A 25,880-nucleotide genomic window follows, 5' to 3' on the forward strand; every position below is an offset into this window, starting at 1 on the left:
ACCCATGCCCCGATTTTGTGGTTATGACGACCCTTCTACCTCATGTGAAGGCCGCGCGAAATCCCGCGCGGCCGCATTTCGGTGGGCAGGTCTGTGGATGGCCTGTGGATAACCTCGCCGTCAGCCGTTTGCCGCCTGCCATGCGCGCGGATCGGTCAGGAACGCCTCGACCTCGGCCAGTGTTTTGTCGTCGAAGGCCTTTTGCGCGCGGGCCTCGGCCAGCACGTCCCACCATGTGCAGAGATAATGCAGGGCGACCCCGTGATCGGCCAACCGCTGCGTCGTTTCCGGAAAGATGCCGTAATAGAAGATCACCGCCGTATGCGCGCAGCTTGCCCCGGTGTCGCGGATCGCATCGACGAAGGACAGCTTGGATCCGCCATCCGTGGTCAGATCCTCGACCAGCAGCACCCGCTGGCCCTCGGTCATCACGCCCTCGATCCGGGCATTTCGGCCGTAACCCTTGGGCTTCTTGCGCACATAGGTCATCGGCAGGGCCAGACGTTCGGCCATCATGGCGGCAAAGGGGATGCCTGCGGTTTCGCCCCCCGCCACATTGTCGAAGACCTCGAAACCGGCATCGCGCATCACCGTTGCGGCCATGAAATCCAGCAGCGTCTGGCGCACGCGCGGAAAGCTGATGATCCGGCGGCAATCGACATAGGTCGGCCCCTTCAGGCCGGACGCATAGGTAAAGGGAGTTTCGGCGTTGAAGTCCACCGCCTTGATCTCCAGCAGCATCCGGGCGGACAGGCGGGCGATTTCCTCGCGCGTGGGAAAGGTCAGGCTCATGCGTCCTCCAGATGCCAGTACAGGGGATGGCCGGGGTCGAAGACCGTCACGGTCTCGTCCCCGGCATTGATGGTTGCCGGATAATCGGCGGGCGTGTCGCGTTTCACCAGCCGGATGCGGTCCGCGTTCGCGGGCAGGCCATAGAAGGCGGCGCCGTTCAGGCTGGCAAAGGCTTCCAGCCGGTCCAGCGCGTTTTCTTCCTCGAAGACATGGGCAAGGATCGACATGGTATTGGGCGCGGTAAAGCACCCGGCGCACCCGCAGGGTTGCAGCTTGGCGCTGTCGGGATGGGGCGCGCTGTCGGTGCCAAGGAAGAACCGCGCCTCGCCACTGGTCGCCGCATCGCGCAGGGCAAGGCGATGGGATTCGCGCTTGGCCACCGGCAGGCAGTAATAATGCGGCCGGATGCCGCCCGCCAGAATGGCGTTGCGGTTGATGACCAGATGATGCGTGGTAATCGTCGCGCCCAGATCATCCCCGCCGCTGCGCGCATAATCCACGCCGTCGCTGGTCGTGATATGTTCCATCACCACGCGCAGGCCGGGGGTCGCGCGGCGGACCGGGTCCAGCACGCGGTCGATGAACACCGCCTCGCGGTCGAAGATGTCCACGGCGGGGTCGGTCACCTCGCCATGAACACACAGTGGAATGCCGGCTTCGGCCATCGCCTCCAGCACCGGGCGGACGCGGTCGAAATCGGTCACGCCGCTGGCGGAATTGGTGGTCGCGCCTGCCGGATACAGCTTGACCGCGCGGATGATTCCGTCCCGATGGGCGGCCACCACATCGGCGGGATTGGTGCCGTCCGTAAGGTAAAGCGTCATCTGCGGCTGCAACGCCGCGCCGTCGGGCAGGGCGGCAAGGATGCGGTCGCGATAGGCGGCGGCCTGGGCGCCCGTAACCACGGGCGGCACCAGATTGGGCATGATGATCGCGCGGCCAAAATCCGCGGAATGCCCTGCAACTGCTTGCAGCATCGCGCCATCGCGCAGATGCAGGTGCCAGTCGTCCGGGCGGCAAAGGGTGATGCTGTGCTGGTCCATGGCCTGTCTCTATACACGGGCCGCGCGGCTTGCCAAGCCGCCTCGAACCCGGCGCCAGCCATTCGTTCCGGCGATGAGAGCTATACCAAAGTGCCGGTTGTGCGAGCGGCGAATGACTTGCAGCATGCACCACCTGCCTTTGAACCACGCCATTATAACGGATTTATGTATATGACCCCATCGGACGCAAAGCGTATCATCTCGCAGAACATGCCGCTTTATCTGTGGTTTCAGATGGGGCGGATTGCCTTTGAATCGCAGATGGTGATCGCAATGCGGATGGCGGGCATGATGGGCATCGTCGAGCAAAGCCCCGGAGAACCGTACCGGATGGTGGCCGAAAAGCAGGCCGCCGCGTCCGAGGCCTTTCACGGCGTCGTCCGCGCCGCCAGTCGCGGGCAGGGCTATGACCGGATGATGGCGGCGGCGCTGCGGCCCTATAGCCGTCGCACCAATGCCAATTCGCGCCGCCTGACCCGCGCCAAGGCCCGCTGAACGGGTCCCGTCAGGCCGAGATGAACTCGACCCCCGGAAGCGCCGCGATTTCGGCCACATCCGCGTAATAGGTCGCCGTCACCTCATCCACCAGCGCCTGATCCCAGCCGGGCAGGTTGATGTCCTGTTCCAGCGCGCCGGGCAGGGCGTGCTGATCCAGCGCCTCGGCAAAGATCCGGCGACGGTCGGCGATGGACAGCTGATCGCGTTCGCCCAATGCCGCGCGCAGATGCGGCAGACCGGCATCGCCCAGCAATTCATGCATATAGACCAGAGAGCCAGCCAGAGGCTGATCGGCCGGCAGATCGGCAGCCAGCCGCACCACCTCGGGCCAGATCATCGGCACATCCTCGTGGCACCAGACGACCAGCCGCCGTCCGCGCAGGGATTGCAGCAGCCTGCGGATCGCGTCGTTCCAGCGCAGGTCCAGAGGGGTGATCCCCTGCATCAGCGCCTGATAATTGCCGCCCGCGACAAGGGGGCTGATCTCGGTCAGCAGCGGGCCGGGATTGCGCAGGGCCAGAAAGAACTCGGCCTCGATGCTGGGAAAGAGGTTCGCCAGTGCCAGCGCCCGCGATGCGATCTGCGGATACATGACGCCGCGTCCCGCCACCCGTCCCGGTGCGCCCAGAAAACCGGAATTGGACAGGACCACGCGTTGGGTGTCGTCATGCTCCAGCACCGCGTCCAGCATGATCTGTTCCATGTCCGGCGTCGCCATGCCGCCGTTCAGCGCCATCAGCGCCTCTTCGAAGATCCCGCGATAGCGGGCGGGCGTGACGATCTCGGTCTGCCGCGCCAGCAACGGGGTGCGGTTGTTCAGCAGCGTCTTCAGCATGCGGTCGCCGTCGGTGCAATGCACCCCGAGATGGAAGACCATATGCATGTTGGCTGCCCCGTCCGTTTCCGTGTCCTGCCCCTTGCGGGTCGCGCGCACATTATCGCCCCCGGTCGCGCAGTCAAATCGGTTTCGGCAAGCCCTTGCTGACATCTGCGCGAACGCCCGCGCCCGATCGTTCCGGGCCACCCGGCGCACAGCCCGCTTGCAGAATTGGTCCAGTCGCGCTATCGCAACCCTGCGGTGCCGCACGCGCCGCCGCGCCGGTATAGCTCAGCTGGTAGAGCACGTGATTTGTAATCTCGGGGTCGGGGGTTCGATTCCCTCTGCCGGCACCATCTTGACCTTAATAATAACTTGTTATCAATAACTTGGACTGAAGGGTGTATTTTTGGCTCCCCTTTAGGTCAACCTTATCCTCGCGCGCGTAACAGCATGTTAGGGTGCGGCAAAGAAGCAACAGCAACCATAACGGGCCAACTCTGCTGGGCTGCCCCTCGATCCGGCCATGTAAAGGCCGACGATATCCTGCACCTTGTCGACAAACAGCGGATCGGTCGAGAGCTTGAAGGTCTCGCTCCGATGTGGCTGCAGTCCGAAGGCGGCCCAGATCCGGCGGATCGTGGTATGCGACAGGCCCGTCGCCGCAGCCATCGAACGGATCGACCAATGGGTGGCGTCCTTCGGCGTGGTGTTCAGCGTCCGTTCGATGACCTCGGCCACCTGGTCGTCCGATACCGTGCGGGGCCGGCCGGGACGATATTCGTCGGTCAATCCTTCAATCCGGTCCTTCACGAACCGTCTGCGCCACTTGCCGACAGTATGCTCATGCACCCCGAGCCGCGCGCCGATCTCCTTGCTTTGCTAGCCCTTCCGCGCAGAGCAGAACCATCCGGCATCGGTCCGACAGCGACCGCGCGGCCTTGTGACGCCGGACCTGCGCCTCGAGAAAGTCGCGTTCATCGGCACTCAGAACCACCTCGTCCGCCACCCGGCCTACCATATCATCCATCCGAAATCGTCAGGGTCAATGATATGAACTACAGTTCCAGGTGACTAGAGAAACCCGCGCCGCACCGGCAGATAGGTGATGTCGGCGCACCAGACCTGATTGGGCCGATCGACCCGCAGCCCACCCAGCAGATAGGGATGGGTCTTGTGCCCCTTCGCCGGCCTGCTGGTAGCGGTTTTCTGCTAGATCGGCATCGGACACCGAAGAAGGGCGTTTCCAGGAACTGTTCATCGATCAGCCGCATGAGGGCGAGGTTCTGCGCGCTCTCGCCCTTTGCTGCGTAATGGAAGGACGGGCGCGAGATCGACAGCAGCTTGCACCGCCGAGTGATCGACAAGTCCGGATGATCCGGCTCAACCATGCCGCGCCCCACTTCCCGTCCAGGGCTTCAGCCTTCTTTCCAAAAAAAGCACTGGCCACCACCAGTTCCCCGATCCAGGCGTGGAGGTCCCTCACCTGCACCTCGTCGATCTCGGGCTTTTCCGACCCCCGCGTTCGAACACATCCAAGGCGCCTTCCAGCAGGGCGCGTTTCCACTGCTGAACCATCGTCAGATGAACGCCGAACCGGCTTGCCAACCCGGCCGCAGTCTCTTCGCCCTTCAAGGCTTCCCGGGCGACATCCGCCTTGAACCCGGGCGCGGGCTGCTTGCGTTTCGACAGCTCTGATCTCCTTTTCGACGAAGATCAGCAGGCTGCAAATCATAGCTTATATCAGTGCCCAAAAATCGGGGGGTGGCTCAAAATTAGCGAAGAAGGCGTCCGTGAAACATCGGCATATTCAAAAGACGCGACCATCAAACGCTTCCCTTACGAAGACCAAACAATTTCGCACCCATCTCGCTTACTTCATGGTCGCCTGCAACTTCGCGCATAGGCCCAAGCCCCCCGGCGGCCTCATCCCTTACGAATACATCTGCAAGATGTGGATTTCAGGGCCAGACAGATCCATCCTGAATCCGATACACCGGATGCCGGGACTGAACAGCTAAAGCATTTCTGTTTTAACCTGCGACATATCCTGCGGCCTTGAAGTAGTTCCAACATTCGCCGATGGCCTTGAAGACGTCGGTAAATGTTCTTGCCCCGATCCTGCGCAGGTGCGCCTTGAGTTTTGCGAATGCCATTTCGATGGGGTTCAGGTCCGGCGAATATGGCGGCAGATAGAGAAACCAGCAGCGATGGGCACGCAGAGCCTCGGCAGCCTGCTTGTTGTGGTGGGTGGCAAGGTTGTCGAGGATCACCACGGTTCCCGGCTCGATCTCCGGGATCAGGACCTCGCGAACCCAGGCTGCGAAGGCGGGGCCGTCCATTGCGCCCCGGATGCACCAGGGCGCAATCAGGGCATCCGGTGTGAGCCCGGCGATCAGGGTCTGTGTTCCCCAGCTGCCGAAGGGCGCATCCATGGTCAGGCGTGTGCCGCGCAGGGCACGTCCCCGCAGGCGGGTGAGGTTGGTCTTCACCGAGGTCTCGTCTATGAAAACCACGCGTTCCGGCCGATCCGCGATGGCTGGCAAGCGATGCTCGAACCAGTCGGTTCGCCGCTGTCTTACCCTGGCACCACGGCGTTCGGCGGCCACCAGCGACTTTTTTTATAGGTGAACCCAAGCCGCGACAGCAGACTGGCAATGGACGAGTGATGGACACGAACGCCTTCCGCTGCGACCAGCGCGTCCCTGAGTTCGAACAGCGTGATGTCGGGATCCTGTGCGAGCAGTTCCTCGAAAAAGGCCCGGTGCGGGGCAAGCTTTCCATGCCCTTTGGGACGTCCCTGGGGCAATGGTTCGGCATGCCCCCTGGTCCTGATCGCCCGGCCCCAACGTGCTCCGGTCGCCGGCGAGAGTTTCAGCCGCAGCGCCGCCGCCCGACCGCTTAAACCCTCCTCGATATATAGCTGAAACCGCGTCCGGAGGGCCGACGGCAATGGTGCTGACATGATCTATCCTCCCAGACAGAAGGGAATCACGATCCGCGCTGCGACGGAACCCCAAACGATTCAGGGTTCAGTAGAAATGCTTTAGCTATAACTGCGCACCAGCGCCCCGGCGATCATCGTCCATCCATCCACGACGACGAAGAACGCCAGCTTGAAGGGTAATGAGACCACGACCGGTGGCACCATCATCATCCCCATTGACATCAGGACCGCCGCCACCACCAGATCAATGATCAGAAAGGGCAGCGCCAGAAGAAAGCCGATCTCGAACGCACGCTGAATCTCGGACAGCATGAAGGACGGGATCAGCACCGACAGCGACTCGGCGTCGGCCGCGCCTGCGGGGGCGATCTCAGCCATGCTTTGCAAGGTGCCGGGATTGGTGCGGGCCTCCATGAAGGCACGAAAGGGGACGATGCCGCGCCGGAAGGCTTCGTCAAAGCCGATGCTACCCTGACTGAGAGGCAGACCGGCGATCTCCCATGCCTCGCGCAGGACCGGATCCATGATGAACCAGGTCAGAAACATCGCCAGACTGACAATCAGCAGGTTGGGCGGCGATTGCTGCAAACCGAGCGATTGGCGCAGAATCGACAACACGATCACGATGAAGGGAAAGCACGTCACCATGATCGCCAGACCGGGCGCCAGTGACAACGCGTTCAGCATCACCAGCAGCATGACCGAGTTCTGCCCCAGACCCTCGGCCATTTGACCCAGATCCTGGGCATGCGCCAGCGAGGGAAGCAAAAACAACAGCAGTGCCAGACGGATCACATCGCCTCCGTCGGGCCGATGATGCGGACGCACAGCCGGTCCTCGGGCGTGCCATCGCCGACCAGTTCGCCGCGCGCGATGACCTTGTCGCCCACGCAGATTTCGACGCCGTCGCCGATGGCCTGATCTAATACCATGATGTCATCGGGGCGCAATGAGGCCAGTTGTGCCACCGACTGGCGGGTCCGGCCAAGGCGGATCGTCACCTCGACCTGAATGGCATCGGTGTCGATCAGATGTGTCAGTGAGTCCATTTTTCTTCGCCTTCCGTGATTTCAGCGATCAGCGCCCGGATATTCTCAGCCACCCTTTCAGGGACGAATTCGATGCGACCACCCTCCAGTGACAGGCTGACGCAGGTGCCCGGCTGGTCGTCCAGTTCGATGCCGGAAATACCGGCCTCGTCCAGGCAGCGCACGACCATCGCCCTGAGATCGGGCCGGCAGGCGATCCGGCAATGCAGCGGCGTGGCCTGTGCCGACAGCCGGTGCAGTTCCTCGACCAGCGACCGCTCCATCCGTTGCGATTGCGCTGATGGCACCAGCGCGTCGAGCATTTCCGACAGGATCGGTGCCAGCGACGCCACGGCGTCGGCACGCAGTTTCTGCCGCCTTGCCTCATCTGCCGACAGCGCATCGGCCAGATGCTTCATGCCACTGCGCAGGCCCTGCAGATCCTCATCCTGCCGCTGTGCCCGGCCGTGAGCCAGACCATCGGCAAAGGCCAGATCCAGATCGTCGCGGGTATAGCTGGACGATCCCCCCGCCCCCGGCAGGCCTGTAAAAGATTCAAGTTTGATCAAAGACGCGGACATCAAGCGTTCTCCTTGTTGTCGATCCAGCCGGAAATGATCTTGACGCTTTCCTCATGCCGTTCCCGCATCATGCCGCGCAGACGCGCCACAGGATCCGCGGGCGGCAGCGACAATTGCTGCTGGCGCGGGGGCTGCATCACTTCGGGCTCGGCGGGCGGCAGGATCGAGGCATTCTCATCCAGCGCGGATTCGGCGGCGAGTTGCCGGGGCTGACTGCCATCGATCCCACTCGCCAGCCCGCTGCCACGTGCGCGCAGCATGGGCCGCAGGATCAGCATCACCACCGCCAGCGCGAACAGCCCGACCAGCAGCAGCTTCAACAGCCCGTTCAGCTCCAGCCGGTCCAGCAGCCCCGGACTGGCGCTGGTTCCGTATTCACCCAGTGCCGCGAAAGGCAGGGATTTTACCGTCAACTGGTCGCCACGCGCCTCGTCATATCCCACGGCCGAGGCCACAAGCTCTCGCAGCGTCTGCAATTCGACCTCGGATCGCGCCACAAGCGTCGTTTCGCCGCCACTGGTTTGCGGTACGCCGTTGACCAGAACGGCAACCGTCATACGTCGGACGGCTCCCGGCTGGCGCGAGATCTCTCGCGTCAGGGTGCTGACCTCGTAGTTCTGCTGCTGGCGAGCCTCGGTGCGGGACGCCTCGCTGCGATCACCGCCCGTCCCGTCGCCATCGGGCAGGTTCGAGGCGGCTGTCACCGTGCCCGAGCCGACCGAATTGCTTTGATCCGTCGTTTCTTCGTTCACCTGCGAAATCAGTGCGCGCTGGTCGGGATCGAAACGCTGCTCCAGCAATTGCTCGGTCTCGGTGATCAGGTCCAGATTTAACTCGACGATGGCGTTGCCTATACCCACATGCGATTCAAGAATCCGCTCGACATTGCGCTTCATGGCGGTGGCGCGGTCCAGACTGTTCTGATCCTCGCCCGTCGCGACGATGCCGGACACCGAATCGATGACGGTCACATGATCCGGCGACATGCCCGGCACGCCGGATGACACCAGATATTTCAGCGCCGCCGCCTGTTCGCGCGTGATCGCCGTCCCGTTCGTCGTCAGCGTCACCGAGGCACGACCGCCCAGCTCGCGCCGATAGCCACGCCCATTTTCCACCGCCAGATGTACACGGGCGGATTTCACATTCGGCAGCGCAAGCACCGAGCGCGCCAGCTCACCCTCTTTCGCGCGCCAATATGCAGCGTCGAACATCTGCGAGGTGGTGCCAAAACCCGACATCCCATCCAGAAGCTCATACCCCGCGGTGCCGCTGGCGGGCAGGCCCTGGGCTGCCAGATCCATGCGCAACCGGTCGCGCTGGGTCGTATCCACCCAGATCGAATCGCCCTGCACGCGATAGGCAACACCCGACCGCTCGATACCCGCGATCACCTCACCCGCCTGCGCCGGATCCAGCCCGCCATACAGCAATGCCATGTTCGGCCGATTTGCCAGCCAGCCAAAGCCCGCCACGGCAAAGAAAGTCGCAAGAAACGCAGCCGCAAGCAGCGCTTTCTGCTGAGAGCTTCGCTCTTTCCAATAGTCCTGCAGTTTTTGCAAAACCGGCCCTTTCGAATCAGCAATTGGTTTCCGTTGAGCCCTTTTTGCCTTGCCGACATTAAGAATTGGTTAGTCGCAAGGTGATAAATCCGATCCATCAGGACGGAGAATCGCCATGTCAGAAACCGCCGATTCGGCAGCCGGAAAGACCGGTAAGAAATCGCGAATCCTTATTCCGATCATTGCGACGGTCATTCTGGGCGGCGCGGGCTTTGCGTCGACTTTTCTTGGCTATTGGTCCCCGGCGGACCTTTTCCAGGCCACCCCCACGAAGGCCGCGGAACGGCTGGCCTTTCTGGACATTCCACCGGTCGAGATTTCAGTGCCGGGCGGCTCGCGCAGCGTGATTCTGACCGCTTCGCTGGAACTGGCCGAGGCCGACCGGGGTGCCGTTGAAAAGCTGATGCCGCGCATTCTGGATACCATGAACGGCTTTCTGACCGAAATAGACGCCGCCGCCTATGACAAGCGCGGCGTGCTGGAAATCATCCGCGCCGAGCTGTCCACGCGCATCGGGACGGTTCTGGGCGACATCCCCTTCAGGGATCTGCTGATCACGGAGTTTCGTATCAAATGAGCGTTTCCGAGCTTATGCAATTCGCACTTGTCATCGCCTCTCTGGGTCTGGCCGGGTTCTGCGGGCTGCTTGCGCGCCGTCTGCGGCGTCTCAACAATCTGGAAACCGGTCTGGGGGGCGCCATCGCGGTGATGGCCTCTGAAGTGGACCGGCTTGAGAAGGCCATATGCGCGGCGCGCGACGAAGCCAGCGCGGCAGGCGAGGCGCTGGCGGTCGAAGTCCGCCGCGCACGCGGCGAGCGTGCCGCGTGGGAGCTGCGCCAGCGCATCGGCGATGCTGCCGGGCCGAATGCAAGGCCCGCCAGATCGCGCCGCCTGCGCAAACGCATGGAGAGCCTCGATGCGTAAGGGCCTGCTTCCGGGCATGGCCGCCCTGCTTGGCCTGCCCGTCATCATATTCGGGTTGCAGCGATATGATGTTTCTCAGTTTTTCACCGCCATGGCCGACCCTCCGGCGCTGATGCAGGGCTGTATGGATGTGCCCGAGGCCGTCGCCCTGGCCGAGACATTGCGCGACCGTGCCCTGCGGATCGAACGCTATATGGAGGCGCTGGATGTGCGGAAGGCGGATCTTGCGACCGCCGAACAGACCTTGCGCGAACGTCTGGCCGAACTGAAGTCCCACAAGACCGACACCCAGACGCGACGCGACACGCACACCAGCGAAGTACGCACCGATATCGACCGGCTCGTGGCGGTTTACGACCAGATGAAGCCCACCGAGGCCGCTGCGATCTTGACCAACCTTCCGGCGGATTTCGCCGCCGAGATCCTCATGCGTGTCCAGCCCGAAAACGGCGCCCGCATCATTGCCGCGGTCGAGCCGCGGCAGGCCGCCCTGCTGACCGCGCAGATGGGCGCCCGCAGCATCCGCACCCGTTAAGGAGCATCGCCCATGTTTGGTATCGTCGGCATCTTTCTCACCATGGCGATGGTGTTTGGCGGCTATTTGCTGGCGGGGGGCAAAATGGCTGTCATCCTGCATTCATTACCGTTCGAAATGATGATGATCGCCGGCGCTGCTGTCGGCTCTTATCTGCTGTCGAATGACAGCCATGTGCTGAAGGCGACGCTTGGCGGTCTTGTCCGGGCATTCAGGGGGCCGAAATGGACCGCGCAGGACCATCAGGATGTTCTTTGTCTGATGTTCCAGTTGCTGAAGGTTGCCCGCGAAAACCCCGTCGCGCTGGAACAGCATATCGAGCAACCCGCGGAATCAACGATCTTCGCTGCCTATCCCCGGTTGTTGGCGGATGGACATATCGTGTCGCTGATCGCGGATACGCTGCGCTCGGCCAGCCTGAATTACGACGACCCCTATCAGGTCGAAGAGAGGCTGTCGCGCCGTATCGCCACCATGCGCGAGGATGAAATGCATGTACCACACGCGCTGCAATCGACGGCGGACGCGCTGCCCGCGCTGGGGATCGTCGCGGCGGTGCTGGGGGTGATCAAGACCATGGGTTCGATCAACGAACCGCCCGAGGTGCTGGGCCAGATGATCGGGGGGGCATTGGTCGGCACCTTTCTGGGGGTGTTTCTGGCCTATGGGTTCGTCGCGCCACTGGCTGTGCGGCTGGGCGCGGTGATCAAGCAGGATCTGGGTTTTTACGATGTGATCAAATCGGTGCTGATCGCCGGGCTGCACCAGCATGCCACGAACCTTTGTGTCGAGGTCGGACGTCAGGCCGTGCCGGATCACGTCCGCCCCAGCTTTGACGAACTGGAAACCGCGTTGCGCGAACTCAAGAAGGCTGCGTGATGATCCTGCCCTTCCTTCTGGCCGCACTGACCGATGGGGCGATCGTGGCCGCACAGCCCGATCTGCCCCCCGCCGTCGCGGCCATCGCCGCCGAGGCATCCGAGCGCCTGCTGGCCGGAGAAAACCTTCCCCCTGACTATCGCCTGCGCCTGCTGGCACTGCCCCCGGAGGAACGGATGCTGGCCATCGTCTATCTCCGGCGCACAGGTCTGCTGCGCGGTGAGGCCTTCCCGCTGGATGACATCCTGCGCCCCGTCGTACCATCAGATGAGGCCACGCAATGACCGCAAAGGCCACGATGGCATCCCGCGCGGGACGGTTTCTGGACGGCCCGATCATCGTGACCGGGGCAATGGTGATGATCGTGATCTCGATGGTGATCCCGATGTCGCCACGGGTTCTGGATCTGGGCATTGCCCTGTCAATCGCCAGCGCGATGCTGGTGCTGGTCATGGCCTCTCTGGTGGACAAGCCAACGGATTTTCAGGCCTTTCCCGTCCTTTTGCTGATCAGCCTGGTGATCCGGCTGGCACTCAACGTCTCGTCCACACGGCTGATCCTGACGCAGGGTCACACGGGAACCGACGCCGCAGGTCATGTCATCAACGGTTTTGCCTCTTTCGTCGCCGGGGATTCGCTGCTGGTCGGGCTGACGATCTTTGCGGTGATCTCGGTGGTCAATTTCATGGTCATCACCAAGGGCTCGACCCGGATGGCCGAAGTCTCGGCGCGTTTCGCGCTGGATTCGCTGCCCGGCAAACAGCTGGCCATCGACGGTGACCTGAATTCCGGCGCCATCGACCACGCCGAGGCGCGACGCAGGCGCGCGCAGGAACAGGGCGAGATCAGCTTCTATGGCTCGCTTGATGGCGCATCGAAATTCGTTAAGGGCGATGCCATCGCCAGTATCGTGATCACGCTGATCAACCTGATGGTCGGACTGGGCGTCGGCATCACGGTCCACGGCATGTCGGTGGGCGACGCGATTGCGACATATTCGCATCTGACGATCGGCGACGGGCTGGTCACGCAGGTGCCTGCGCTGATCACCTCGATGGCGGCGGCGCTGCTGCTGTCGCGGGGCGGCGCATCCGATCCGACGGCCACGCTTCTGTCGTCGCAATTCCTGCGCAGTTGGAAACCCGCCGCCGTGGTCGGGGGCGCGATGGTCGTCGTGTCCCTGATCCCCGGCATGCCGAAGCTGCTGTTCCTGACGATTGCGGCGATTTGCGCGGCGGCAGCCTGGTATCTGGCGCGACGTGGCGATGACCCGCATCCCGAACCCGTCACGGCCGAGGCCACGACCGCCCCCACTGAAAGCCGCATTGGCGACGTGCTGGATACCGATGAGATCAGCATCGAGATCGGAACCGATCTCATCGCCATCGCGCTGGACCCGGCGCGCGGGCTGGGAACTCGCATCAACAATCTGCGCATCCATATCGTCCGGTATTTCGGGCTGATCCTGCCCGATGTCAGGATCACCGATACCGAGCTGCTGCATCCCGGCGATTATGTGATCCGGATTCAGGGCGTGACCCGTGGGCGCGGCACATTGCGCCCGCATGAAATCCTGGCGCTGGGACCCGATCAGGTCTTGTCACAGCTTCAGGGTGGGCCGGTGCGCGAACCCGTCTATTCCAGTCCTGCCAAATGGATCCCGCGCAACGATCAGGATGAGGCCGCGACGCTTGGCGCGACCGTGGTGACCCCGATGGAGGTGCTCTCCACCCATCTGATGGAGGTCGTGAAGGCGAACCTGCCGCAACTGCTGACGCTGTCGGCCATGCAGCGCCAGATCGAGGAGTTGAAATCTCTTTCCGATCCCGCCCGCGCCGACCGCTATCGCCGTTACTTCGAGGGCATGATCCCCGAGAAGGTCAGCCCCGAGACATTGCTCGGCGTCCTGCGCGCCCTGCTGGAAGAAAAGGTGTCGATCCGCAATCTGCCGCTGATCGTCGATGCCATCGCCGAGTTCCGCGCGATCGAGACACCCGAAGCCCTGTATGAACTGGTGCGCAAACGCCTGCGCGGCCAGATTTCACAGCAATATGCCAACGATGCCGGGCAACTCAGGGCGATACAGTTGCATCCCGCGTGGGAGGCGGAATTCGTCCGCGCGGATGCGGAAACCGGTCGCGGCAATGCGGGCGCCATCACGCCCTCGCTTTCGGCCAAGCTGCTGGAGATGACGCGCAATGCCCTGACGCTGGCCGACGCAGCCGAGACCCCGGTGATCATCGCGCCGGACCACCGCCGTCGCCTGATCCGCGCCATTCTGGGATCGAACAGCATCCCGACGCCCGTGCTTGGCTTCGAAGAGGTTGATCCGTCGATCGACATCCGCTTCGTCGCCACCATCGAGGCCGCGTGATGTGGGAGGATCTGGCGCGCCTTGTTCCGGGACTGGAATGGGCCATGGTGCTGACCTATCTGCGCGTGCAGGCCTTTATTCTGGCCCTGCCCGCCATCGGAGAGCGGACCATCCCCGCCCGCGTCAAGATCTCGCTTGCTCTGGCGGTCACGCCGTTGTTTTCCGGTCTGGCCGCCAGCCCGGAACCGCCTTCGACCATGCCGGGCATCGCCGCTCAGGCCGGCCCGGAAATCCTGATAGGCCTCGTCTGCGGCGGATTGCTGCGGCTGATGACGCTGGCCATCGATATCGCAACCTCGGCCATCGCGGCGACGGCGTCACTGTCGCAGATCGTGGGCGTGCCGAATGAATATTCGCCGCATCCGATCGGCAACCTGCTGCATCTGGGTGGCATCGCCGTGCTGATGGCACTTGGCCTGCCGGTGATGCTGATGCATCTGATCGCCGATAGCCTGACCCTCTGGCCGCCCGGCGAATGGCCCGGCGCAGAACTGCTGACGATGGAGGCGGTGCGCCTTCTGGCCTACAGCTTTTCGCTGGCGATGTTGCTGGCCGCGCCCTTCATTCTGGGGGGCTTTCTGTTTCAGGCGCTGTCTGGCGTCATTAACCGGGTGATGCCCGCGCTGCCCGTCGTCTTCATCGGCTCTCCGGCGGCGATCATGCTGGCGCTGATCGCGCTGGCGATCCTTGCGCCGCTGATCATCTCGCTCTGGGCTGACTCGATCCTCGATTTCATCCTGCCGGTGCCGTGATGGACAAGGACAACAACGACAAGCAATACGAGGCCACCGAACAGAAACTGCGCAAGGCCCGGCAGCAGGGCGACCTGCCGCGCTCGACCGAGGTCAATGTCGCGATGATGTATCTGGGCGTCTGGCTGGCCCTGACCTTCGGCGCGGGTTTCGCGGCAAAATCATGGCTGGCAATGGCGTCCCGAACGATGGGCAGCGAACCCTGGCCGGACAGCCCGGTCACCGGGCTGGCGCAGCCGCTGTGGCAGTCCGCGGCCATTGCCGTCATCGCGATGGCAACGGTCCCGCTGATCGCGATCATTCTGGGCCTTGTGGTGCAGAGGGCACTGGTCTTCTCGCCCCAGAAACTGGCCATCGACTTCAAGCGGATCAACCCGGTCAAGAATGCCGGGCAGAAATTCGGCAAATCGGGTCTCGTGACCTTTGCGATATCCGTCTCGAAGGCGGGGTTCGTCGGAGTCGGCGGCTGGTTTCTGTTCAGCATGCTGTGGAACCGGATGGCCGGCAGCATGCTGGGTGCGGGCGATATCTGGGTGCTGGGTTTGCCGGATCTCATGGGACGGGTACTGATCATGGCCGTCGCGATCTCGGCCGGCTTCGCGGTGCTCGATTTCCTGTGGAAGCGGTTCGAACACCTGCAAAAAAACCGCATGTCGCGCAAAGAGATGGAGGACGAACACAAGGAAGTCGAAGGCGACCCCCATATGAAGGCCGCGCGACGCCAGAAGGCTGTGGATCTGGTGTCGCGACAGATGCTGGCCGATGTCGCCAAGGCGGATGTGGTCATCGTGAACCCCACCCATTACGCCGTCGCGCTGGAATGGAAACGGGGCAGCGGTCGCGCGCCGGTCTGTCTGGCCAAGGGCACCGACGATATCGCGGCCCTGATCCGTCAGCGCGCCCGTGATCACGATGTCCCGATCTGGTCCGATCCCCCCAGCGCCCGCGCCATTCATGCCACGGTCCGCATCGGCGAAGAAATCCAGCGCGAACATTTTGCCGCCGTCGCCGCCGCGATCCGCTTTGCCGAGAAGATGCGTGAAAGGGCCCGCGCCGGATGGTAGGGCAACGCGCAAAACTGGCCCAGCTCGAACGTCTGGCCCGCCTCAAGGCAGAGCGTGAGCTGAAAAAGTTCGCCGCCTTCAGTGAACATATGACCGTGGCGCAGCGGCATGTCGATTCACTGCAAACCGCATTGCGACAATGCTATGATAACAGCGCCCCCCTTTCAGTGCCCGAAGCCAGGATGGCGAACGCCCAATCCGCACGCTCCGCACGAGAACTGTCCCGTGCCAAGGCGGAGCTGGAGCGCATCAAGCCCCGTTTCGAAAAAATGCGCGACCAGGCCGCCCGCGAATTCGGCCGCGCCGAAGTTTTGCTGCAACTGGCAGAGACCGCAAGAAAAACGCTCCATCGGTTCTAGTCATCTGAATCTAAAGTTCGGCACATAGATTTTGCTGTGTTTTCTGGCAGAAGCGTTTGACGGATGCGAGGATTTCGTCGGCGGATTTGACCCATCGATAGGGCTTGGGGTTCTCGTTGTGCGCGCTGATGAAGGCGGCGATGTCCGCTTCCAGGTCGGCGGTGGAGCGGTGGACACCCCGTTGCAGTTGCTCGCGGGTCAGTTCCGCGAACCAGCGCTCCACCTGGTTGATCCAGCTCGCCGAGGTGGGCGTGAAGTGGACATGCCAGTGCGGGCGGCGCGCGAGCCAGGCCTTGATCTTCGGCGTCTTGTGGGTGGCGTAGTTGTCCATCACCAGATGCACGTCCCATCCTTGTGGCATGGCTGTATCGATCCGCTTCAGGAAGTCGAGGAACTCGGTCGCCCGGTGGCGCTTGTCGCATTCGCCGATCACCGCCCCTGTCGCGATGTCGAGCGCCGCAAACAGCGAGGTCGTGCCATGACGGATGTAGCTGTGGGTTCTGCGTTCGGCGACACCCGGCGCCATCGGAAGCACCGGTTGGTTCCGATCCAGCGCCTGGATCTGCGTTCGCGGGCGGCTCGAACCGGTGGCGCTCGCCCGCTCACTCTCGTCCACGCACAGCACGATGGCCCGGTTCGGTGGGGCCATGTAAAGGCCGACGATATCCTGCACCTTGTCGACAAACAGCGGATCGGTCGAGAGCTTGAAGGTCTCGCTCCGATGCGGCTGCAGTCCGAAGGCGGCCCAGATCCGGCGGATCGTGGTATGAGACAGGCCCGTCGCCGCAGCCATCGAACGGATCGACCAATGGGTGGCGTCCTTCGGCGTGGTGTTCAGCGTCCGCTCGATGACCTCGGCCACCTGAACGTCCGATACCGTGCGGGGCCGGCCGGGACGATATTCGTCGGTGAGACCTTCAATCCGGGCCTTCGCGAACCGTCTGCGCCACTTGCCGACAGTATGCTCATGCCCTCCGAGCCGCGCGCCGATCTCCTTGCTTTGCTAGCCCTTCCGCGCAGAGCAGAACCATCCGGCATCGGTCCGACAGCGACCGCGCGGCCTTGTGCCGCCGAACCTGCGCCTCGAGAAAGTCGCGCTCATCGGTACTCAGAACCACCTCGTCCGCCACTCGACCAACCATATCATCCCTCCGAAATCGTCAGGGTCAATGATATGAACTACAGTTCCAGGTGACTAGCTGTTTGATCCCACGGTTTGATGATGCGCTGTTTTCTCAGCCTTGGAAGGAAGCATTATGGGGCAAATTCGTCACGGGAGCGCCACGACCACGCATGCCGTCAGAGCTGCAATACAGCGATCGCAAGCTTCGCTCGCGCAGCTGAGCCAAGAGCTCGGTATCAATCCCAAGACCGTCGCGAAGTGGCGCAAGCGCGCGACGGTAGAGGATCTGAATACCGGGCCGAAGGAGCCGCGGTCGACCGTTCTCACGGAAGCTGAAGAGGCAATGATCGTCGCATTCCGACGGCATATGTTACAACTTCGTACGCAGGCTCAAGACCCTCAACGGTCTCACACCCTACGAATACATCTGCAAAATCTGGACTTCAGAGCCAAATCGATTCATCTTAAATCCGATCCACCAATTGCCGGGACTGAACACCTATCTGGTTGCCATCATGGATTGGCACACCCGAATGGTTCCGGCTTGGCGCATCTCGAACATCGAGCCATGGTCCGCCACCGGTCCGGGGACCATGGCGAGGGAGGCCGATTTCTGCGTCGAGGCGCTGAACGAGGCGGTCTACTGCTTCGGCACGTCCGGGATCACGAACACCGATCAGGGCAGCCAATTCATCTCTTTCGCCTGGACCGACCGCCTGCGCCGCACCGGCACTCGCATCCCGATGGACGGAAAGGGACATTTCCTCGACAGTATCTTCATCGAAAGGCTGTGGTGGACACTGAAATACGAGTGCGTCTACCTGCATGCCGGGGAGACCGGATCAGAAGCGAAGGTGGGCATCCGGAAACGAAACCCAACCCGATCAGCAGGTGCAGAGAGCAGCTTAATTTACGCCAGATCCTGTCCAATGATCGTGGCGGCGCTCAACTTCACCAGACCGCACGGTGCCTTCAACGGAAGAACGACTCACGAGGCGCTCCGTGAGAAGCTGCAATTACAACACCAGATGTCCCAAAGTGCCTGCGGATTACGGGCGTCAAGCCAGCCACCTGAACCCATGCATTCGCATGTGGAACCTGCCTCCAGGAGACTTGCACCATGCCGGGCCGACCGTTGAGTAATGATCGTCAGATGGCGGGCGACACTACATCTCGGTCACGGTTTGCAGTCGGTCCTGCACCAGCCCGCTGATGCGCGCCAGATCCGCGGCCACCGCGTGGCCTGCCAGATGATCCCGTGCCAGCGCTGATGCCGCCGATTCCAGTGGCTGATCATGCGATGACCGGGCCACCCCGGCCAGAAAACGGGCGATATAGTCGATGGCATTCGTGTCGCGCGCATTGGCCAGAATGTCGGCAATATGGATCAGGTCGTCGCGCAGGCCCGAACTGTCGGGCTTGATCACCTCGTCGGGCAGCAGGCGCGGGCCGATGCCCTGCGCCTCGGGCGGCAGGGCCTGAAGGATGGTCTGCTGGAACAGCGCAAGGCTTTCCACCGGCTTGGCCAGAAACCCGTCCGCCCCCGCATCCATCGCCGCCTTGCGCATATCGGGATCGCCCGACATGCCCAGAACGACCGGCACCCTCGGCTCGGCCTGCGTCATGTGACGGATCAGTTCGGCGCCGTCGCCATCGGGCAGGCCCAGATCGACGATCACCACCGCCGGGCGATAGGTCTGAAGGTGCCGCGCCGCCGAGCGCCGGCAGTCGGCCCGGCGGATCCGCGCGCCAGAGCGCAGGCAGAGCAGTCGCACAGCCTCGCTCGCCAGTCGCGAATCCTCGACCACCAGCAGGGTCAGCCCGGTCAGCGGGCGCCCCGGCAGGGACATGCGCCACATCGGCAATGCGTCCGATGGCGCGGTTCCGGTTTCTGTCAGCATATCCTTTCCTTTCCGAATCGGTTGCAGGACCAGTAAACGCCGTCTTCGCTAAGAAGCGGTTAATGGCCGCAGGCCAAACTGCTTTTCCTTGGGCGCAGGACGGCCTACAAACCCCCGAAACGGAGGTTTGAGATGATCGGACGACTGAATCACGTGGCGATCGCGGTCCCGGATCTGAAGGCGGCGGCGGCGCAGTATGAAAACACCCTGGGCGCGACGGTGGGCGCACCGCAGGACGAGCCCGACCACGGCGTCACCGTCGTCTTCATCGAACTGCCGAACACCAAGATCGAATTGCTGTATCCTCTGGGCGAGGACAGCCCGATCAAGGGCTTTCTGGACAAGAACCCCTCGGGGGGCATCCATCACATGTGTTTCGAGGTCGAGGATATCATCGCCGCGCGCGACAAGCTGAAATCCGAAGGCGCGCGGGTGCTGGGTACGGCTGAGCCGAAGATCGGCGCCCATGGCAAGCCGGTGCTGTTCCTGCATCCCAAGGACTTCAACGGCTGCCTGATCGAACTGGAGCAAGTCTGATGAACCTGACCGGCGGCATCGTCCTTTATGCGTCCCTGTGGTTTCTGACCCTGTTCGTGGTCATGCCGATCGGCCAGCGCAGTCAGGCCGATATGGGGCAGATCGTGCCGGGAACCCCGGCTGGCGCGCCCGCGAATCTGAACTGGCGGCGCAAGCTGCTGTGGACGACGCTGGTGACATCCATCCTGTGGGGAATCATCGCATGGGTGATCCTTGGCGGTTTCGTCACCCGCGCGGATATCGCGAATCTGGACCATCTGCTGCGCTGATCAGGTGGAACAGATGGGTAAAGGCCGCCGCCGCCAGCAAGGGCATGGCGATATTCACCAAGGGCAGTGACAGGGCCACGGCGACCATTGCCCCGGCCAGCGTGACGCGCCCGGCATGGGCCTTGCGCAGAGCCGTCGCGGCAGGGGCGTCCATATGCCTGCGCGCGGCCATCTGAAAGAACTCTCGCCCCAGCAGCCAGCCATTGGCGCCGAAGAACAGGATCGGCGTCAGCGGCCCGGCAAAGGGCGCCAGCATCAGCGACAGCAGCGTGACCCCCAGCACCGCCAGCACCACCGCCAGAGATTCCAGCACTCCGTCCAGAAAATCGGGAGAGCGGCCCCGGCGCGCGGGATAGTGGATCTCTTCGACCTTGTCGGCGACCTGATCGGTGAACAGTCCGGCAAAGCCCGCCGCGACCGGGGCCATCAGAAAGATGCCCAGCACCGGCAGCAGCGCCAACGAGCCCCAGGACAGGGTATCGCCCAGATCCAGCCTGCCGATCCAGGGCAGGCTGATCGCGCCGGTGACGAAGTATCGGATCGCCCAGAAGATCGCCGCCTGCAACGCGATCAGCAGCGCCAGCGTCAGCCCCAGCCCCATCAGCGCCAGCGACAGGATGCGCGGGCGCAGCAGGTCGGCCCATGCCAGCGCCACCGCGCGCAGGATGGTCATTCCAGCCAGCTTGTCTTGGCGGCGATATCGGGGCGGGGACGCTCGGGCGGCGGGGTGCCGCGGCTGCCGATATGGACCAGCCCGGCCACACGCTCGGACGGTTTCACGCCCAGATGGGCTTCGGCAAAGGCCTGGTTCAGCGCGGCATGGCCGGTCAGCCAGGCCGCACCCCAGCCCGCGGCCAGCGCCGCGTTCACCAGCCCCAGACAGACCGCCCCGGCGGACAGGATCTGTTCCCATTCGGGCACTTTCGGGCTGTCCACTGGCGACGAGATCACCGCCACCACCACTGGCGAATCGAAGGCCGAGGCCGCCTTGTCCGCCGCCGCCTGATCCTGCCCGCCAGCCAGAACCTCCTGGTGCAGGACCGGTTTCAGCCGGTCCAGCGCCGCGCGGGTCAGCACGACGAAACGCCACGGCTCCAGCTTGCCATGATCGGGCGCCCGCGCGGCCAGAACCAGCAGCTCAGTGATCTGGTCGGGATCGGGGGCGGGACCGGTCAAAAGCTTGGGCGGATGCGACCTGCGAGCGGCCAGAAAGGCCAGCGCGGCCTCGTTGCGATGTTCCATGAGGGTCTCCTCCTGCGGGGTTGCCATGTTCTTTGCAGAGCGACGGGCGGGACGCAAGCAAGCCGCACTTGCGAAGGGCGCCGACAGCCGCGATCATCGGCGCCATGAACGACCCGGACCTGAGCCATCTTGCCCATGAGGGCGCCCAGATCGCCATTCGCGTGACGCCGCGCGCGCGGCGCAACGCGATCACCGTCGAGGACGGCGCGATCCGCATCCATGTCACCGCCGTGCCCGAGGACGGCAAGGCCAATCAGGCGGTGGTCAAGCTGCTGGCCCGTGCGCTTGGCGTGGCGAAATCGCGGCTGACCCTGCTGCGTGGGGCCACCTCACGCGACAAGCTGTTCCGGCTGGACTAATCCAGATTCTCGACCCGGTAATTCCCCTCGGGCAGGTTCAGCGCCAGCCGCAACTCGGTCAGCTGCTGCATGGTGAAGGTGATGCGCATCACCTCGTCATTGGTCGGGTTCACCTGTTCCAGCACGACCCGGTCGTCGAAGGTCAGAATCACCACATCTTCGTTCAGGGGGCGTGAATTTGGCTCGGCCTCGTCGATCAGGGTGATGACGGTGGCGTCGAAATCATGCTCGATGGTGAACATCCGGTCCTCCTTGGCTGGCCCGACAATCGCGTGAATGATGCCTGTGGGCAAGCAGTCGGGTTTGCGCCTGTGCCGAGAGGGCTTTAAGATGGCGGTGAAGGCGCGGATGAACCGCGTCCGCAGGAATGAGGTGCAGGGGTGTCGGGCAGCATTCAAGGGGTGCGGCGTCTTCGCCAGATGGTTGCAATGGCGGCGGTCGCTTTGCTGACGGCCTGCGGCACGGTGCCTGCGCCGCCCCCGCAGACCCAGCCCACGCCGGGCCCGGCGCCGACCTTCACCACCAACAACACGCCCGAGGCCGCCGCGCGCAACTTCGTCGGCGTGATGCAGCGCATGGAACCCGCGATCGAGCGGGAATGCCTGCAGCGCCGGACCCAGCCGATCAGCTGCGATTTCCAGTTCGTCGTCGATGACCGGGCGGGGCAAGAGATCAACGCCTTCCAGACCGTGGATAACGCCGGTCGTCCGGTGGTCGGCTTTACCCTGCCGCTGATCGCGGCCGCCCGCAATGCCGACGAGATCGCCTTTGTCGTCGGGCACGAGGCCAGCCACCACATCCTCAACCATCTGGACCACAAGGCGGGTGCGGCAACGGCAGGGGCGGTGATCCTCAGCAGCATCGCCTCGATGTATGGCGGCAACGAAGCCGCCATCGACACCGCCCGGCGCATCGGCGCCTCGGTCGGGTCGCGCTATTACTCCAAGGACTGGGAGCTTCAGGCGGACTATCTGGGCGCGATCATCGCGCTGAATGCGGGCTATGATCCGGTCAACGGCGCGCGCTTCTTTGAACGGATCCCCGATCCCGGCGACCGCATCCTGGGTACCCACCCCTCGGCTGCGGCGCGAATCACCCATGTCCAGCGTGCCGTCGCCGATGTCCGTTCCGGGCGTGTCCGCTGAGGAAATCAACCTCACGGTATGGTATTCCCGCATTGGTTGATCGTGGGTGACTGTGGCATTTATGCAATGAAGCTGGTCCGATCATCGAAATTTGATCGTTTTCTGGTCCTTTTGGCCGATACCGCAGGAAATGGCTTACAAATGCTGAAAAAACTTCTGGCCAGTAGGCGGTTTTTTGCTTTAGTCAGATAACAATGCACAAAAGCAAAAAGTTGTGTTGACATATCCACGGCGGATGGTCGGCCATGACGACAAGGAGTAGATCGCCCATGATCGGCGTGATTGTTTGGAGCAGCGAGAGCCGGGAAAAGGCCGTCATCTGGTGCGAGGATCAGGCCGCGCTTGCCTATCTTCAGGGCCGTGGAGAGATGGCCGATCCACGGCACTGGCCCCAGCCCGGCGATCTGGTCGAGCTTGAGGCAGAGATGATCGGCAACCTGCGCCACGCCCGCAAGGTCGCGCTCCTGTCCGAACAAAGCCGTCCCGACCTGCCGCGCATGCTGGAACAGCAGGCGGGAACGCAGGCAGAGCCCCGGCTGAAACTGGTGGCATCGCGCGATGCTGGCCGGGTGGCGGATGACGGCGATGATGTCGCGGCGCGCCACGCGCTTCGGATCTGCGCCGCCGGCTGATCGCAGAATTCGATCGGGCCCGCGCCATATGGCCGGGCCCGATCCCCTTCCTGACCGGCCGTGTTCAGACGCCGCGCGCCAGCGCCGCCACGCCGGTCCGGGCCAGATCGCTGAGACCCAGAGGGCGCATCAGTTCGGCAAAGGCGTCCAGCTTGGACGGCGTGCCGACCAGTTCGAAAACGAAGCTCTCCAGCGTCGAATCGACCACATTGGCGCGGAAGATCTCGGCGATCCGCAAGGCTTCAACCCGCTTTTCGCCCTGACCGCGCACCTTGAACAGACCCAGTTCCCGCTCGACCGAATCGCCTTCGACCGTCAGGTCATGCACCTCATGCACCGGCACGATCCGGCCCAGCTGGGTCTTGATCTGCTCGATCACCGCAGGCGTCCCGCTGGTCACCACGGTGATTCGTGACCGGTGCCCGGTATGATCCACCTCGGCCACGGTCAGGCTGTCGATATTATAGCCGCGCCCGGAAAACAGCCCGATCACGCGGGCCAGCACGCCCGGTTCGTTCTCGACCAGAACCGCCAGCGTATGGCTTTCCTCAAGCTGGATGTTCGGATCGCGCAGATCATAGGCCGAATGGCTCGACGAGCCCTTCTTGATATTCAACGCATTCATCGCTTTGCCCTGTCTTTGGTGCAAAAATATCCCGGGGGTGCGGGGGCAGGGCCCCCGCGACCGGCTGTCAGACCAGAACCGCACCTTCGGACTGGATCACACCCTGCGTTTCCGCCTCGCCCAGCAGCATCTCGTTATGCGGCTTGCCCGAGGGGATCATCGGGAAACAGTTCTCATGCTTCTCGACCAGCACATCCAGAATGAACGGCCCGTCATAATCCAGCATTTCCTGAATCGCCGCGTCCAGATCCTTCGGATCGCGCACCTGCGCGCCCTTGCAGCCGAAGGCCTCGGCCAGCTTCACAAAATCGGGCAGGCTGTCCGACCAGCTCTGGCTGTAACGCTCGCCATGCAGCAGTTGCTGCCATTGCCGCACCATGCCCAGACGTTCGTTGTTCAGGATGAATTGCTTGACCGGCAGGCGGAACTGAACCGCGGTGCCCATTTCCTGCATGTTCATCAGCCAGCTTGCATCGCCCGCGACGTTGATCACCAGTGCCTCGGGATGGGCCATCTGCACGCCGATGCTGGCCGGCAGGCCGTAACCCATCGTCCCCAGCCCGCCCGAGGTCATCCAGCGGTTCGGCTCGTCGAAATGCAGATATTGCGCGGCCCACATCTGGTGCTGGCCGACCTCGGTGGTGACATAGCGGTCACGCCCCTTGGTCAGCGCCTCCAGCCGTTCCAGCGCATGTTGCGGTTTGATGATGGTGTCGCTGCCGCGATAGAACAGGCAGTTTTTCGACTTCCAGCCCTCGATCTGTTCCCACCATTTGCCGATCGCCTCGCGGTTCATCTTGCGGCCACGCGATTTCCAGACCTTCAGCATGTCCTCCAGCACATGACCCACATCGCCGACGATGGGGATATCGACATGGATGACCTTGTTGATCGAGGACGGGTCGATATCGATATGCGCCTTGACGCTGCCGGGGCTGAAATCGGCCACGCGACCGGTAATGCGGTCGTCGAAACGCGCGCCGACATTGATCATCAGATCGCAGCCATGCATGGCCAGATTGGCCTCATAAAGGCCGTGCATGCCCAGCATCCCGATCCAGTTCTGACCCGAGGCAGGATAGGCGCCCAGCCCCATCAGGGTCGAGGTCACCGGGATTCCCGTCGCCTCGGCCAGTTCGCGCAGCAACTGGCTGGCACCGGGGCCAGAGTTGATGACGCCGCCGCCGGTATACAGCACCGGACGCTCGGCCCGCTCGATCAGTTCGACCAGCCGGGTGATTGCGCCCAGATCGCCCTTGCGCACGGGTTGATAGCGCGGGGTCTCCATCTGTTTCGGCCCGACATATTCGTCCGAGGCGAATTGCACATCCTTGGGAATATCGACCAGAACCGGCCCCGGACGACCGGTGGTGGCGACATGGAACGCCTTGTGGATCGTCTCGGCCAGCCTGGCGGTATCCTTCACCAGCCAGTTATGCTTGGTGCAGGGGCGGGTGATGCCGACGGTGTCGGCCTCCTGAAACCCGTCGGTGCCGATCATGAAGGTCGGAACCTGCCCCGACAGCACCACCAGCGGGATCGAATCCAACAGCGCATCGGTCAGCCCGGTGACCGCATTGGTCGCGCCCGGCCCCGAGGTGACCAGAACGACGCCGGGCTTGCCGGTCGAACGGGCATAGCCTTCGGCCATATGCACCGCGCCCTGTTCATGGCGGACCAGAACATGGGTGATGTCGTTTTGCTGGAAAATCTCGTCATAAATGGGTAGTACCGCCCCACCCGGATAGCCGAATACGGTATCGACGCCCTGATCCCTCAGTGCTTCGACCACCATTCTCGCACCCGTCATCGTTCGGGACATGTTCTCTACTCCATCAGGTAAACCCATTGCGGGCCGATGCCGGTCACCGCGTCGGGCAAACTATGAGCGG

29 protein-coding genes, 1 tRNA gene and 5 pseudogenes are annotated in these 25,880 nt (G+C 63.1%); 19 read left to right on the forward strand and 16 right to left on the reverse strand.

What is annotated here, in order from left to right; translation table 11 throughout:
• Positions 1 to 120 precede the first annotated feature (120 nt).
• Together JHW40_RS07430 and pyrC are read right to left on the reverse strand one after the other, a co-directional pair.
• Positions 121 to 792 (reverse strand): orotate phosphoribosyltransferase, encoded by a 672-nt coding sequence (locus tag JHW40_RS07430; RefSeq protein WP_090613056.1) that lies wholly within the window; start codon positions 790 to 792, stop codon positions 121 to 123.
• The gene (gene pyrC, locus JHW40_RS07435; RefSeq protein ID WP_090613053.1) at positions 789 to 1,835 is read right to left on the reverse strand and encodes a dihydroorotase; all 1,047 of its coding nucleotides are present in this window, start codon (positions 1,833 to 1,835) and stop codon (positions 789 to 791) included. Before pyrC ends, JHW40_RS07430 begins: the two co-directional genes overlap by 4 nt.
• Positions 1,836 to 2,006: 171 nt before the next feature.
• Here pyrC and JHW40_RS07440 point away from each other — a divergent pair, with 171 nt between their 5' ends.
• Positions 2,007 to 2,330 carry an antibiotic ABC transporter gene (locus tag JHW40_RS07440; protein WP_244519223.1) on the forward strand — a complete coding sequence of 108 codons (324 nt, stop codon included), beginning with the start codon at positions 2,007 to 2,009 and terminating at the stop codon, positions 2,328 to 2,330.
• A 10-nt stretch (positions 2,331 to 2,340) separates the two neighbouring features.
• Here the strand turns inward: JHW40_RS07440 and JHW40_RS07445 are convergent, their stop codons facing one another.
• A complete protein-coding gene (locus JHW40_RS07445) occupies positions 2,341 to 3,216 on the reverse strand; it encodes a hypothetical protein (RefSeq protein ID WP_090613050.1) in 876 nt (291 codons plus the stop codon).
• Positions 3,217 to 3,430: 214 nt separating this feature from the next.
• On the opposite strand from JHW40_RS07445, the gene JHW40_RS07450 reads away from it, so the two are divergent.
• A tRNA-Thr gene (locus JHW40_RS07450) sits at positions 3,431 to 3,506 on the forward strand.
• Between the two features lie 166 nt (positions 3,507 to 3,672).
• Here the strand turns inward: JHW40_RS07450 and JHW40_RS07455 are convergent.
• The 6 genes and pseudogenes from JHW40_RS07455 to fliF all read right to left on the reverse strand — a co-directional run.
• Positions 3,673 to 4,180 (reverse strand): annotated as a pseudogene (locus tag JHW40_RS07455) (IS630 family transposase); the annotation flags it as partial.
• Between the two features lie 1,003 nt (positions 4,181 to 5,183).
• Positions 5,184 to 6,115 (reverse strand): IS630 family transposase gene (locus JHW40_RS07465; RefSeq protein WP_272849087.1). Its coding sequence is split into 2 segments (ribosomal slippage): positions 5,184 to 5,771 and positions 5,774 to 6,115, totalling 930 coding nucleotides; the frame shifts between segments, so codons are not numbered across the junction.
• 81 nt (positions 6,116 to 6,196) lie between these two features.
• A complete protein-coding gene (gene fliP / locus JHW40_RS07470; protein WP_244519175.1) occupies positions 6,197 to 6,892 on the reverse strand; it encodes a flagellar type III secretion system pore protein FliP in 696 nt (231 codons plus the stop codon).
• The gene (locus JHW40_RS07475; RefSeq protein ID WP_090611837.1) at positions 6,889 to 7,146 is read right to left on the reverse strand and encodes a FliM/FliN family flagellar motor switch protein; all 258 of its coding nucleotides are present in this window, start codon (positions 7,144 to 7,146) and stop codon (positions 6,889 to 6,891) included. The genes fliP and JHW40_RS07475 overlap by 4 nt, the downstream gene beginning before the upstream one ends.
• Positions 7,134 to 7,706 carry a hypothetical protein gene (locus JHW40_RS07480; RefSeq protein ID WP_090611836.1) on the reverse strand — a complete coding sequence of 191 codons (573 nt, stop codon included), beginning with the start codon at positions 7,704 to 7,706 and terminating at the stop codon, positions 7,134 to 7,136. The genes JHW40_RS07475 and JHW40_RS07480 overlap by 13 nt, the downstream gene beginning before the upstream one ends.
• Positions 7,706 to 9,268, reverse strand: coding sequence for a flagellar basal-body MS-ring/collar protein FliF (gene fliF, locus JHW40_RS07485; RefSeq protein WP_090611833.1), 1,563 nt, complete (start codon positions 9,266 to 9,268; stop codon positions 7,706 to 7,708). The genes JHW40_RS07480 and fliF overlap by 1 nt, the downstream gene beginning before the upstream one ends.
• Positions 9,269 to 9,383: 115 nt before the next feature.
• Here fliF and JHW40_RS07490 point away from each other — a divergent pair, with 115 nt between their 5' ends.
• Genes JHW40_RS07490 through JHW40_RS07530 form a run of 9 tightly spaced genes read left to right on the forward strand, consistent with a single transcriptional unit; the run spans position 9,384 to position 16,155 of the window.
• Positions 9,384 to 9,845 (forward strand): flagellar basal body-associated FliL family protein, encoded by a 462-nt coding sequence (locus JHW40_RS07490; RefSeq protein ID WP_090611832.1) that lies wholly within the window; start codon positions 9,384 to 9,386, stop codon positions 9,843 to 9,845.
• Positions 9,842 to 10,192, forward strand: coding sequence for a hypothetical protein (locus JHW40_RS07495; protein ID WP_170851798.1), 351 nt, complete (start codon positions 9,842 to 9,844; stop codon positions 10,190 to 10,192). Before JHW40_RS07490 ends, JHW40_RS07495 begins: the two co-directional genes overlap by 4 nt.
• Positions 10,185 to 10,727, forward strand: a complete 543-nt coding sequence (locus JHW40_RS07500; protein WP_090611828.1) for a MotE family protein — start codon at positions 10,185 to 10,187, stop codon at positions 10,725 to 10,727. Before JHW40_RS07495 ends, JHW40_RS07500 begins: the two co-directional genes overlap by 8 nt.
• 12 nt (positions 10,728 to 10,739) lie before the next feature.
• Positions 10,740 to 11,606: a flagellar motor stator protein MotA gene (gene motA, locus JHW40_RS07505; RefSeq protein WP_090611825.1), complete on the forward strand. Its 867-nt coding sequence runs from the start codon at positions 10,740 to 10,742 to the stop codon at positions 11,604 to 11,606.
• Entirely contained in the window at positions 11,606 to 11,890 is a 285-nt protein-coding gene (locus JHW40_RS07510) for a hypothetical protein (protein ID WP_090611823.1), read from the forward strand. The genes motA and JHW40_RS07510 overlap by 1 nt, the downstream gene beginning before the upstream one ends.
• Complete coding sequence (locus tag JHW40_RS07515; protein ID WP_244519174.1) at positions 11,887 to 13,980, forward strand: flagellar biosynthesis protein FlhA; 2,094 nt, start codon at positions 11,887 to 11,889, stop codon at positions 13,978 to 13,980. The genes JHW40_RS07510 and JHW40_RS07515 overlap by 4 nt, the downstream gene beginning before the upstream one ends.
• Positions 13,980 to 14,732 (forward strand): flagellar biosynthetic protein FliR, encoded by a 753-nt coding sequence (locus JHW40_RS07520; protein ID WP_090611820.1) that lies wholly within the window; start codon positions 13,980 to 13,982, stop codon positions 14,730 to 14,732. Before JHW40_RS07515 ends, JHW40_RS07520 begins: the two co-directional genes overlap by 1 nt.
• Positions 14,732 to 15,796 (forward strand): flagellar type III secretion system protein FlhB, encoded by a 1,065-nt coding sequence (flhB, locus tag JHW40_RS07525; RefSeq protein ID WP_090611818.1) that lies wholly within the window; start codon positions 14,732 to 14,734, stop codon positions 15,794 to 15,796. Before JHW40_RS07520 ends, flhB begins: the two co-directional genes overlap by 1 nt.
• Complete coding sequence (locus JHW40_RS07530) at positions 15,790 to 16,155, forward strand: hypothetical protein (RefSeq protein WP_090611816.1); 366 nt, start codon at positions 15,790 to 15,792, stop codon at positions 16,153 to 16,155. Before flhB ends, JHW40_RS07530 begins: the two co-directional genes overlap by 7 nt.
• 10 nt (positions 16,156 to 16,165) lie before the next feature.
• On the opposite strand, the pseudogene JHW40_RS07535 reads toward JHW40_RS07530, so the two are convergent.
• Positions 16,166 to 17,297, reverse strand: a pseudogene (locus JHW40_RS07535) (IS630 family transposase).
• A gap of 114 nt (positions 17,298 to 17,411) precedes the next feature.
• Between JHW40_RS07535 and JHW40_RS07540 the strand changes: the two are divergent.
• From JHW40_RS07540 to JHW40_RS24325, 3 pseudogenes are all read left to right on the forward strand, one after another.
• Positions 17,412 to 17,651, forward strand: a pseudogene (locus JHW40_RS07540) (IS481 family transposase); the annotation flags it as partial.
• A pseudogene (locus JHW40_RS24320) lies at positions 17,650 to 17,778 on the forward strand (IS481 family transposase); the annotation flags it as partial. The pseudogenes JHW40_RS07540 and JHW40_RS24320, both read left to right, overlap by 2 nt.
• Positions 17,779 to 18,147: pseudogene (locus JHW40_RS24325) on the forward strand (IS3 family transposase); the annotation flags it as partial.
• A gap of 297 nt (positions 18,148 to 18,444) precedes the next feature.
• Here the strand turns inward: JHW40_RS24325 and JHW40_RS07550 are convergent.
• Entirely contained in the window at positions 18,445 to 19,179 is a 735-nt protein-coding gene (locus tag JHW40_RS07550) for a response regulator (RefSeq protein WP_419182463.1), read from the reverse strand.
• A 132-nt stretch (positions 19,180 to 19,311) separates the two neighbouring features.
• Here JHW40_RS07550 and mce point away from each other — a divergent pair, with 132 nt between their 5' ends.
• Positions 19,312 to 19,716 (forward strand): methylmalonyl-CoA epimerase, encoded by a 405-nt coding sequence (gene mce, locus JHW40_RS07555; RefSeq protein ID WP_090611813.1) that lies wholly within the window; start codon positions 19,312 to 19,314, stop codon positions 19,714 to 19,716.
• Positions 19,716 to 19,985 carry a DUF1467 family protein gene (locus JHW40_RS07560; RefSeq protein ID WP_090611811.1) on the forward strand — a complete coding sequence of 90 codons (270 nt, stop codon included), beginning with the start codon at positions 19,716 to 19,718 and terminating at the stop codon, positions 19,983 to 19,985. The genes mce and JHW40_RS07560 overlap by 1 nt, the downstream gene beginning before the upstream one ends.
• Here the strand turns inward: JHW40_RS07560 and JHW40_RS07565 are convergent.
• Positions 19,942 to 20,658 (reverse strand): EI24 domain-containing protein, encoded by a 717-nt coding sequence (locus JHW40_RS07565; RefSeq protein WP_090611808.1) that lies wholly within the window; start codon positions 20,656 to 20,658, stop codon positions 19,942 to 19,944. The two genes, JHW40_RS07560 and JHW40_RS07565, sit on opposite strands and share 44 nt — an antisense overlap.
• Positions 20,655 to 21,227, reverse strand: a complete 573-nt coding sequence (locus JHW40_RS07570) for a nitroreductase family protein (RefSeq protein WP_090611806.1) — start codon at positions 21,225 to 21,227, stop codon at positions 20,655 to 20,657. Before JHW40_RS07570 ends, JHW40_RS07565 begins: the two co-directional genes overlap by 4 nt.
• Positions 21,228 to 21,331: 104 nt before the next feature.
• Here JHW40_RS07570 and JHW40_RS07575 point away from each other — a divergent pair, with 104 nt between their 5' ends.
• Positions 21,332 to 21,586 carry a DUF167 domain-containing protein gene (locus JHW40_RS07575; protein WP_090611804.1) on the forward strand — a complete coding sequence of 85 codons (255 nt, stop codon included), beginning with the start codon at positions 21,332 to 21,334 and terminating at the stop codon, positions 21,584 to 21,586.
• Here JHW40_RS07575 and JHW40_RS07580 read toward each other — a convergent pair.
• A complete protein-coding gene (locus JHW40_RS07580; RefSeq protein WP_090611802.1) occupies positions 21,583 to 21,828 on the reverse strand; it encodes a hypothetical protein in 246 nt (81 codons plus the stop codon). The two genes, JHW40_RS07575 and JHW40_RS07580, sit on opposite strands and share 4 nt — an antisense overlap.
• A 186-nt stretch (positions 21,829 to 22,014) precedes the next feature.
• Here JHW40_RS07580 and JHW40_RS07585 point away from each other — a divergent pair, with 186 nt between their 5' ends.
• A complete protein-coding gene (locus tag JHW40_RS07585) occupies positions 22,015 to 22,731 on the forward strand; it encodes a M48 family metallopeptidase (protein WP_244519173.1) in 717 nt (238 codons plus the stop codon).
• 269 nt (positions 22,732 to 23,000) lie between these two features.
• Entirely contained in the window at positions 23,001 to 23,363 is a 363-nt protein-coding gene (locus JHW40_RS07590; protein ID WP_211657290.1) for a hypothetical protein, read from the forward strand.
• A 64-nt stretch (positions 23,364 to 23,427) separates the two neighbouring features.
• Here JHW40_RS07590 and ilvN read toward each other — a convergent pair whose 3' ends face one another.
• Both ilvN and JHW40_RS07600 read right to left on the reverse strand, forming a co-directional pair.
• Positions 23,428 to 23,988, reverse strand: a complete 561-nt coding sequence (gene ilvN / locus JHW40_RS07595) for an acetolactate synthase small subunit (RefSeq protein ID WP_090611799.1) — start codon at positions 23,986 to 23,988, stop codon at positions 23,428 to 23,430.
• A gap of 67 nt (positions 23,989 to 24,055) precedes the next feature.
• Positions 24,056 to 25,810: an acetolactate synthase 3 large subunit gene (locus JHW40_RS07600; RefSeq protein WP_090611797.1), complete on the reverse strand. Its 1,755-nt coding sequence runs from the start codon at positions 25,808 to 25,810 to the stop codon at positions 24,056 to 24,058.
• Positions 25,811 to 25,880 lie beyond the last annotated feature (70 nt).

It is taken from the genome of Paracoccus alcaliphilus (genome assembly GCF_028553725.1).
Classification (GTDB): domain Bacteria; phylum Pseudomonadota; class Alphaproteobacteria; order Rhodobacterales; family Rhodobacteraceae; genus Paracoccus; species Paracoccus alcaliphilus.

Bases quoted from the DNA above. Each gene is read 5' to 3' on its own strand.
- JHW40_RS07430 (WP_090613056.1), bottom strand. From the start codon at position 792: ATGAGCCTGACCTTTCCCACGCGCGAGGAAATCGCCCGCCTGTCCGCC.
- pyrC (WP_090613053.1), bottom strand. From the start codon at position 1,835: ATGGACCAGCACAGCATCACCCTTTGCCGCCCGGACGACTGGCACCTG.
- JHW40_RS07440 (WP_244519223.1), top strand. From the start codon at position 2,007: ATGACCCCATCGGACGCAAAGCGTATCATCTCGCAGAACATGCCGCTT.
- JHW40_RS07445 (WP_090613050.1), bottom strand. From the start codon at position 3,216: ATGCATATGGTCTTCCATCTCGGGGTGCATTGCACCGACGGCGACCGC.
- JHW40_RS07475 (WP_090611837.1), bottom strand. From the start codon at position 7,146: ATGGACTCACTGACACATCTGATCGACACCGATGCCATTCAGGTCGAG.
- JHW40_RS07480 (WP_090611836.1), bottom strand. From the start codon at position 7,706: ATGTCCGCGTCTTTGATCAAACTTGAATCTTTTACAGGCCTGCCGGGG.
- JHW40_RS07490 (WP_090611832.1), top strand. From the start codon at position 9,384: ATGTCAGAAACCGCCGATTCGGCAGCCGGAAAGACCGGTAAGAAATCG.
- JHW40_RS07495 (WP_170851798.1), top strand. From the start codon at position 9,842: ATGAGCGTTTCCGAGCTTATGCAATTCGCACTTGTCATCGCCTCTCTG.
- JHW40_RS07500 (WP_090611828.1), top strand. From the start codon at position 10,185: ATGCGTAAGGGCCTGCTTCCGGGCATGGCCGCCCTGCTTGGCCTGCCC.
- motA (WP_090611825.1), top strand. From the start codon at position 10,740: ATGTTTGGTATCGTCGGCATCTTTCTCACCATGGCGATGGTGTTTGGC.
- JHW40_RS07510 (WP_090611823.1), top strand. From the start codon at position 11,606: ATGATCCTGCCCTTCCTTCTGGCCGCACTGACCGATGGGGCGATCGTG.
- JHW40_RS07515 (WP_244519174.1), top strand. From the start codon at position 11,887: ATGACCGCAAAGGCCACGATGGCATCCCGCGCGGGACGGTTTCTGGAC.
- JHW40_RS07520 (WP_090611820.1), top strand. From the start codon at position 13,980: ATGTGGGAGGATCTGGCGCGCCTTGTTCCGGGACTGGAATGGGCCATG.
- flhB (WP_090611818.1), top strand. From the start codon at position 14,732: ATGGACAAGGACAACAACGACAAGCAATACGAGGCCACCGAACAGAAA.
- JHW40_RS07530 (WP_090611816.1), top strand. From the start codon at position 15,790: ATGGTAGGGCAACGCGCAAAACTGGCCCAGCTCGAACGTCTGGCCCGC.
- JHW40_RS07550 (WP_419182463.1), bottom strand. From the start codon at position 19,179: ATGCTGACAGAAACCGGAACCGCGCCATCGGACGCATTGCCGATGTGG.
- mce (WP_090611813.1), top strand. From the start codon at position 19,312: ATGATCGGACGACTGAATCACGTGGCGATCGCGGTCCCGGATCTGAAG.
- JHW40_RS07560 (WP_090611811.1), top strand. From the start codon at position 19,716: ATGAACCTGACCGGCGGCATCGTCCTTTATGCGTCCCTGTGGTTTCTG.
- JHW40_RS07565 (WP_090611808.1), bottom strand. From the start codon at position 20,658: ATGACCATCCTGCGCGCGGTGGCGCTGGCATGGGCCGACCTGCTGCGC.
- JHW40_RS07570 (WP_090611806.1), bottom strand. From the start codon at position 21,227: ATGGAACATCGCAACGAGGCCGCGCTGGCCTTTCTGGCCGCTCGCAGG.
- JHW40_RS07575 (WP_090611804.1), top strand. From the start codon at position 21,332: ATGAACGACCCGGACCTGAGCCATCTTGCCCATGAGGGCGCCCAGATC.
- JHW40_RS07580 (WP_090611802.1), bottom strand. From the start codon at position 21,828: ATGTTCACCATCGAGCATGATTTCGACGCCACCGTCATCACCCTGATC.
- JHW40_RS07585 (WP_244519173.1), top strand. From the start codon at position 22,015: ATGGCGGCGGTCGCTTTGCTGACGGCCTGCGGCACGGTGCCTGCGCCG.
- JHW40_RS07590 (WP_211657290.1), top strand. From the start codon at position 23,001: ATGATCGGCGTGATTGTTTGGAGCAGCGAGAGCCGGGAAAAGGCCGTC.
- ilvN (WP_090611799.1), bottom strand. From the start codon at position 23,988: ATGAATGCGTTGAATATCAAGAAGGGCTCGTCGAGCCATTCGGCCTAT.
- JHW40_RS07600 (WP_090611797.1), bottom strand. From the start codon at position 25,810: ATGTCCCGAACGATGACGGGTGCGAGAATGGTGGTCGAAGCACTGAGG.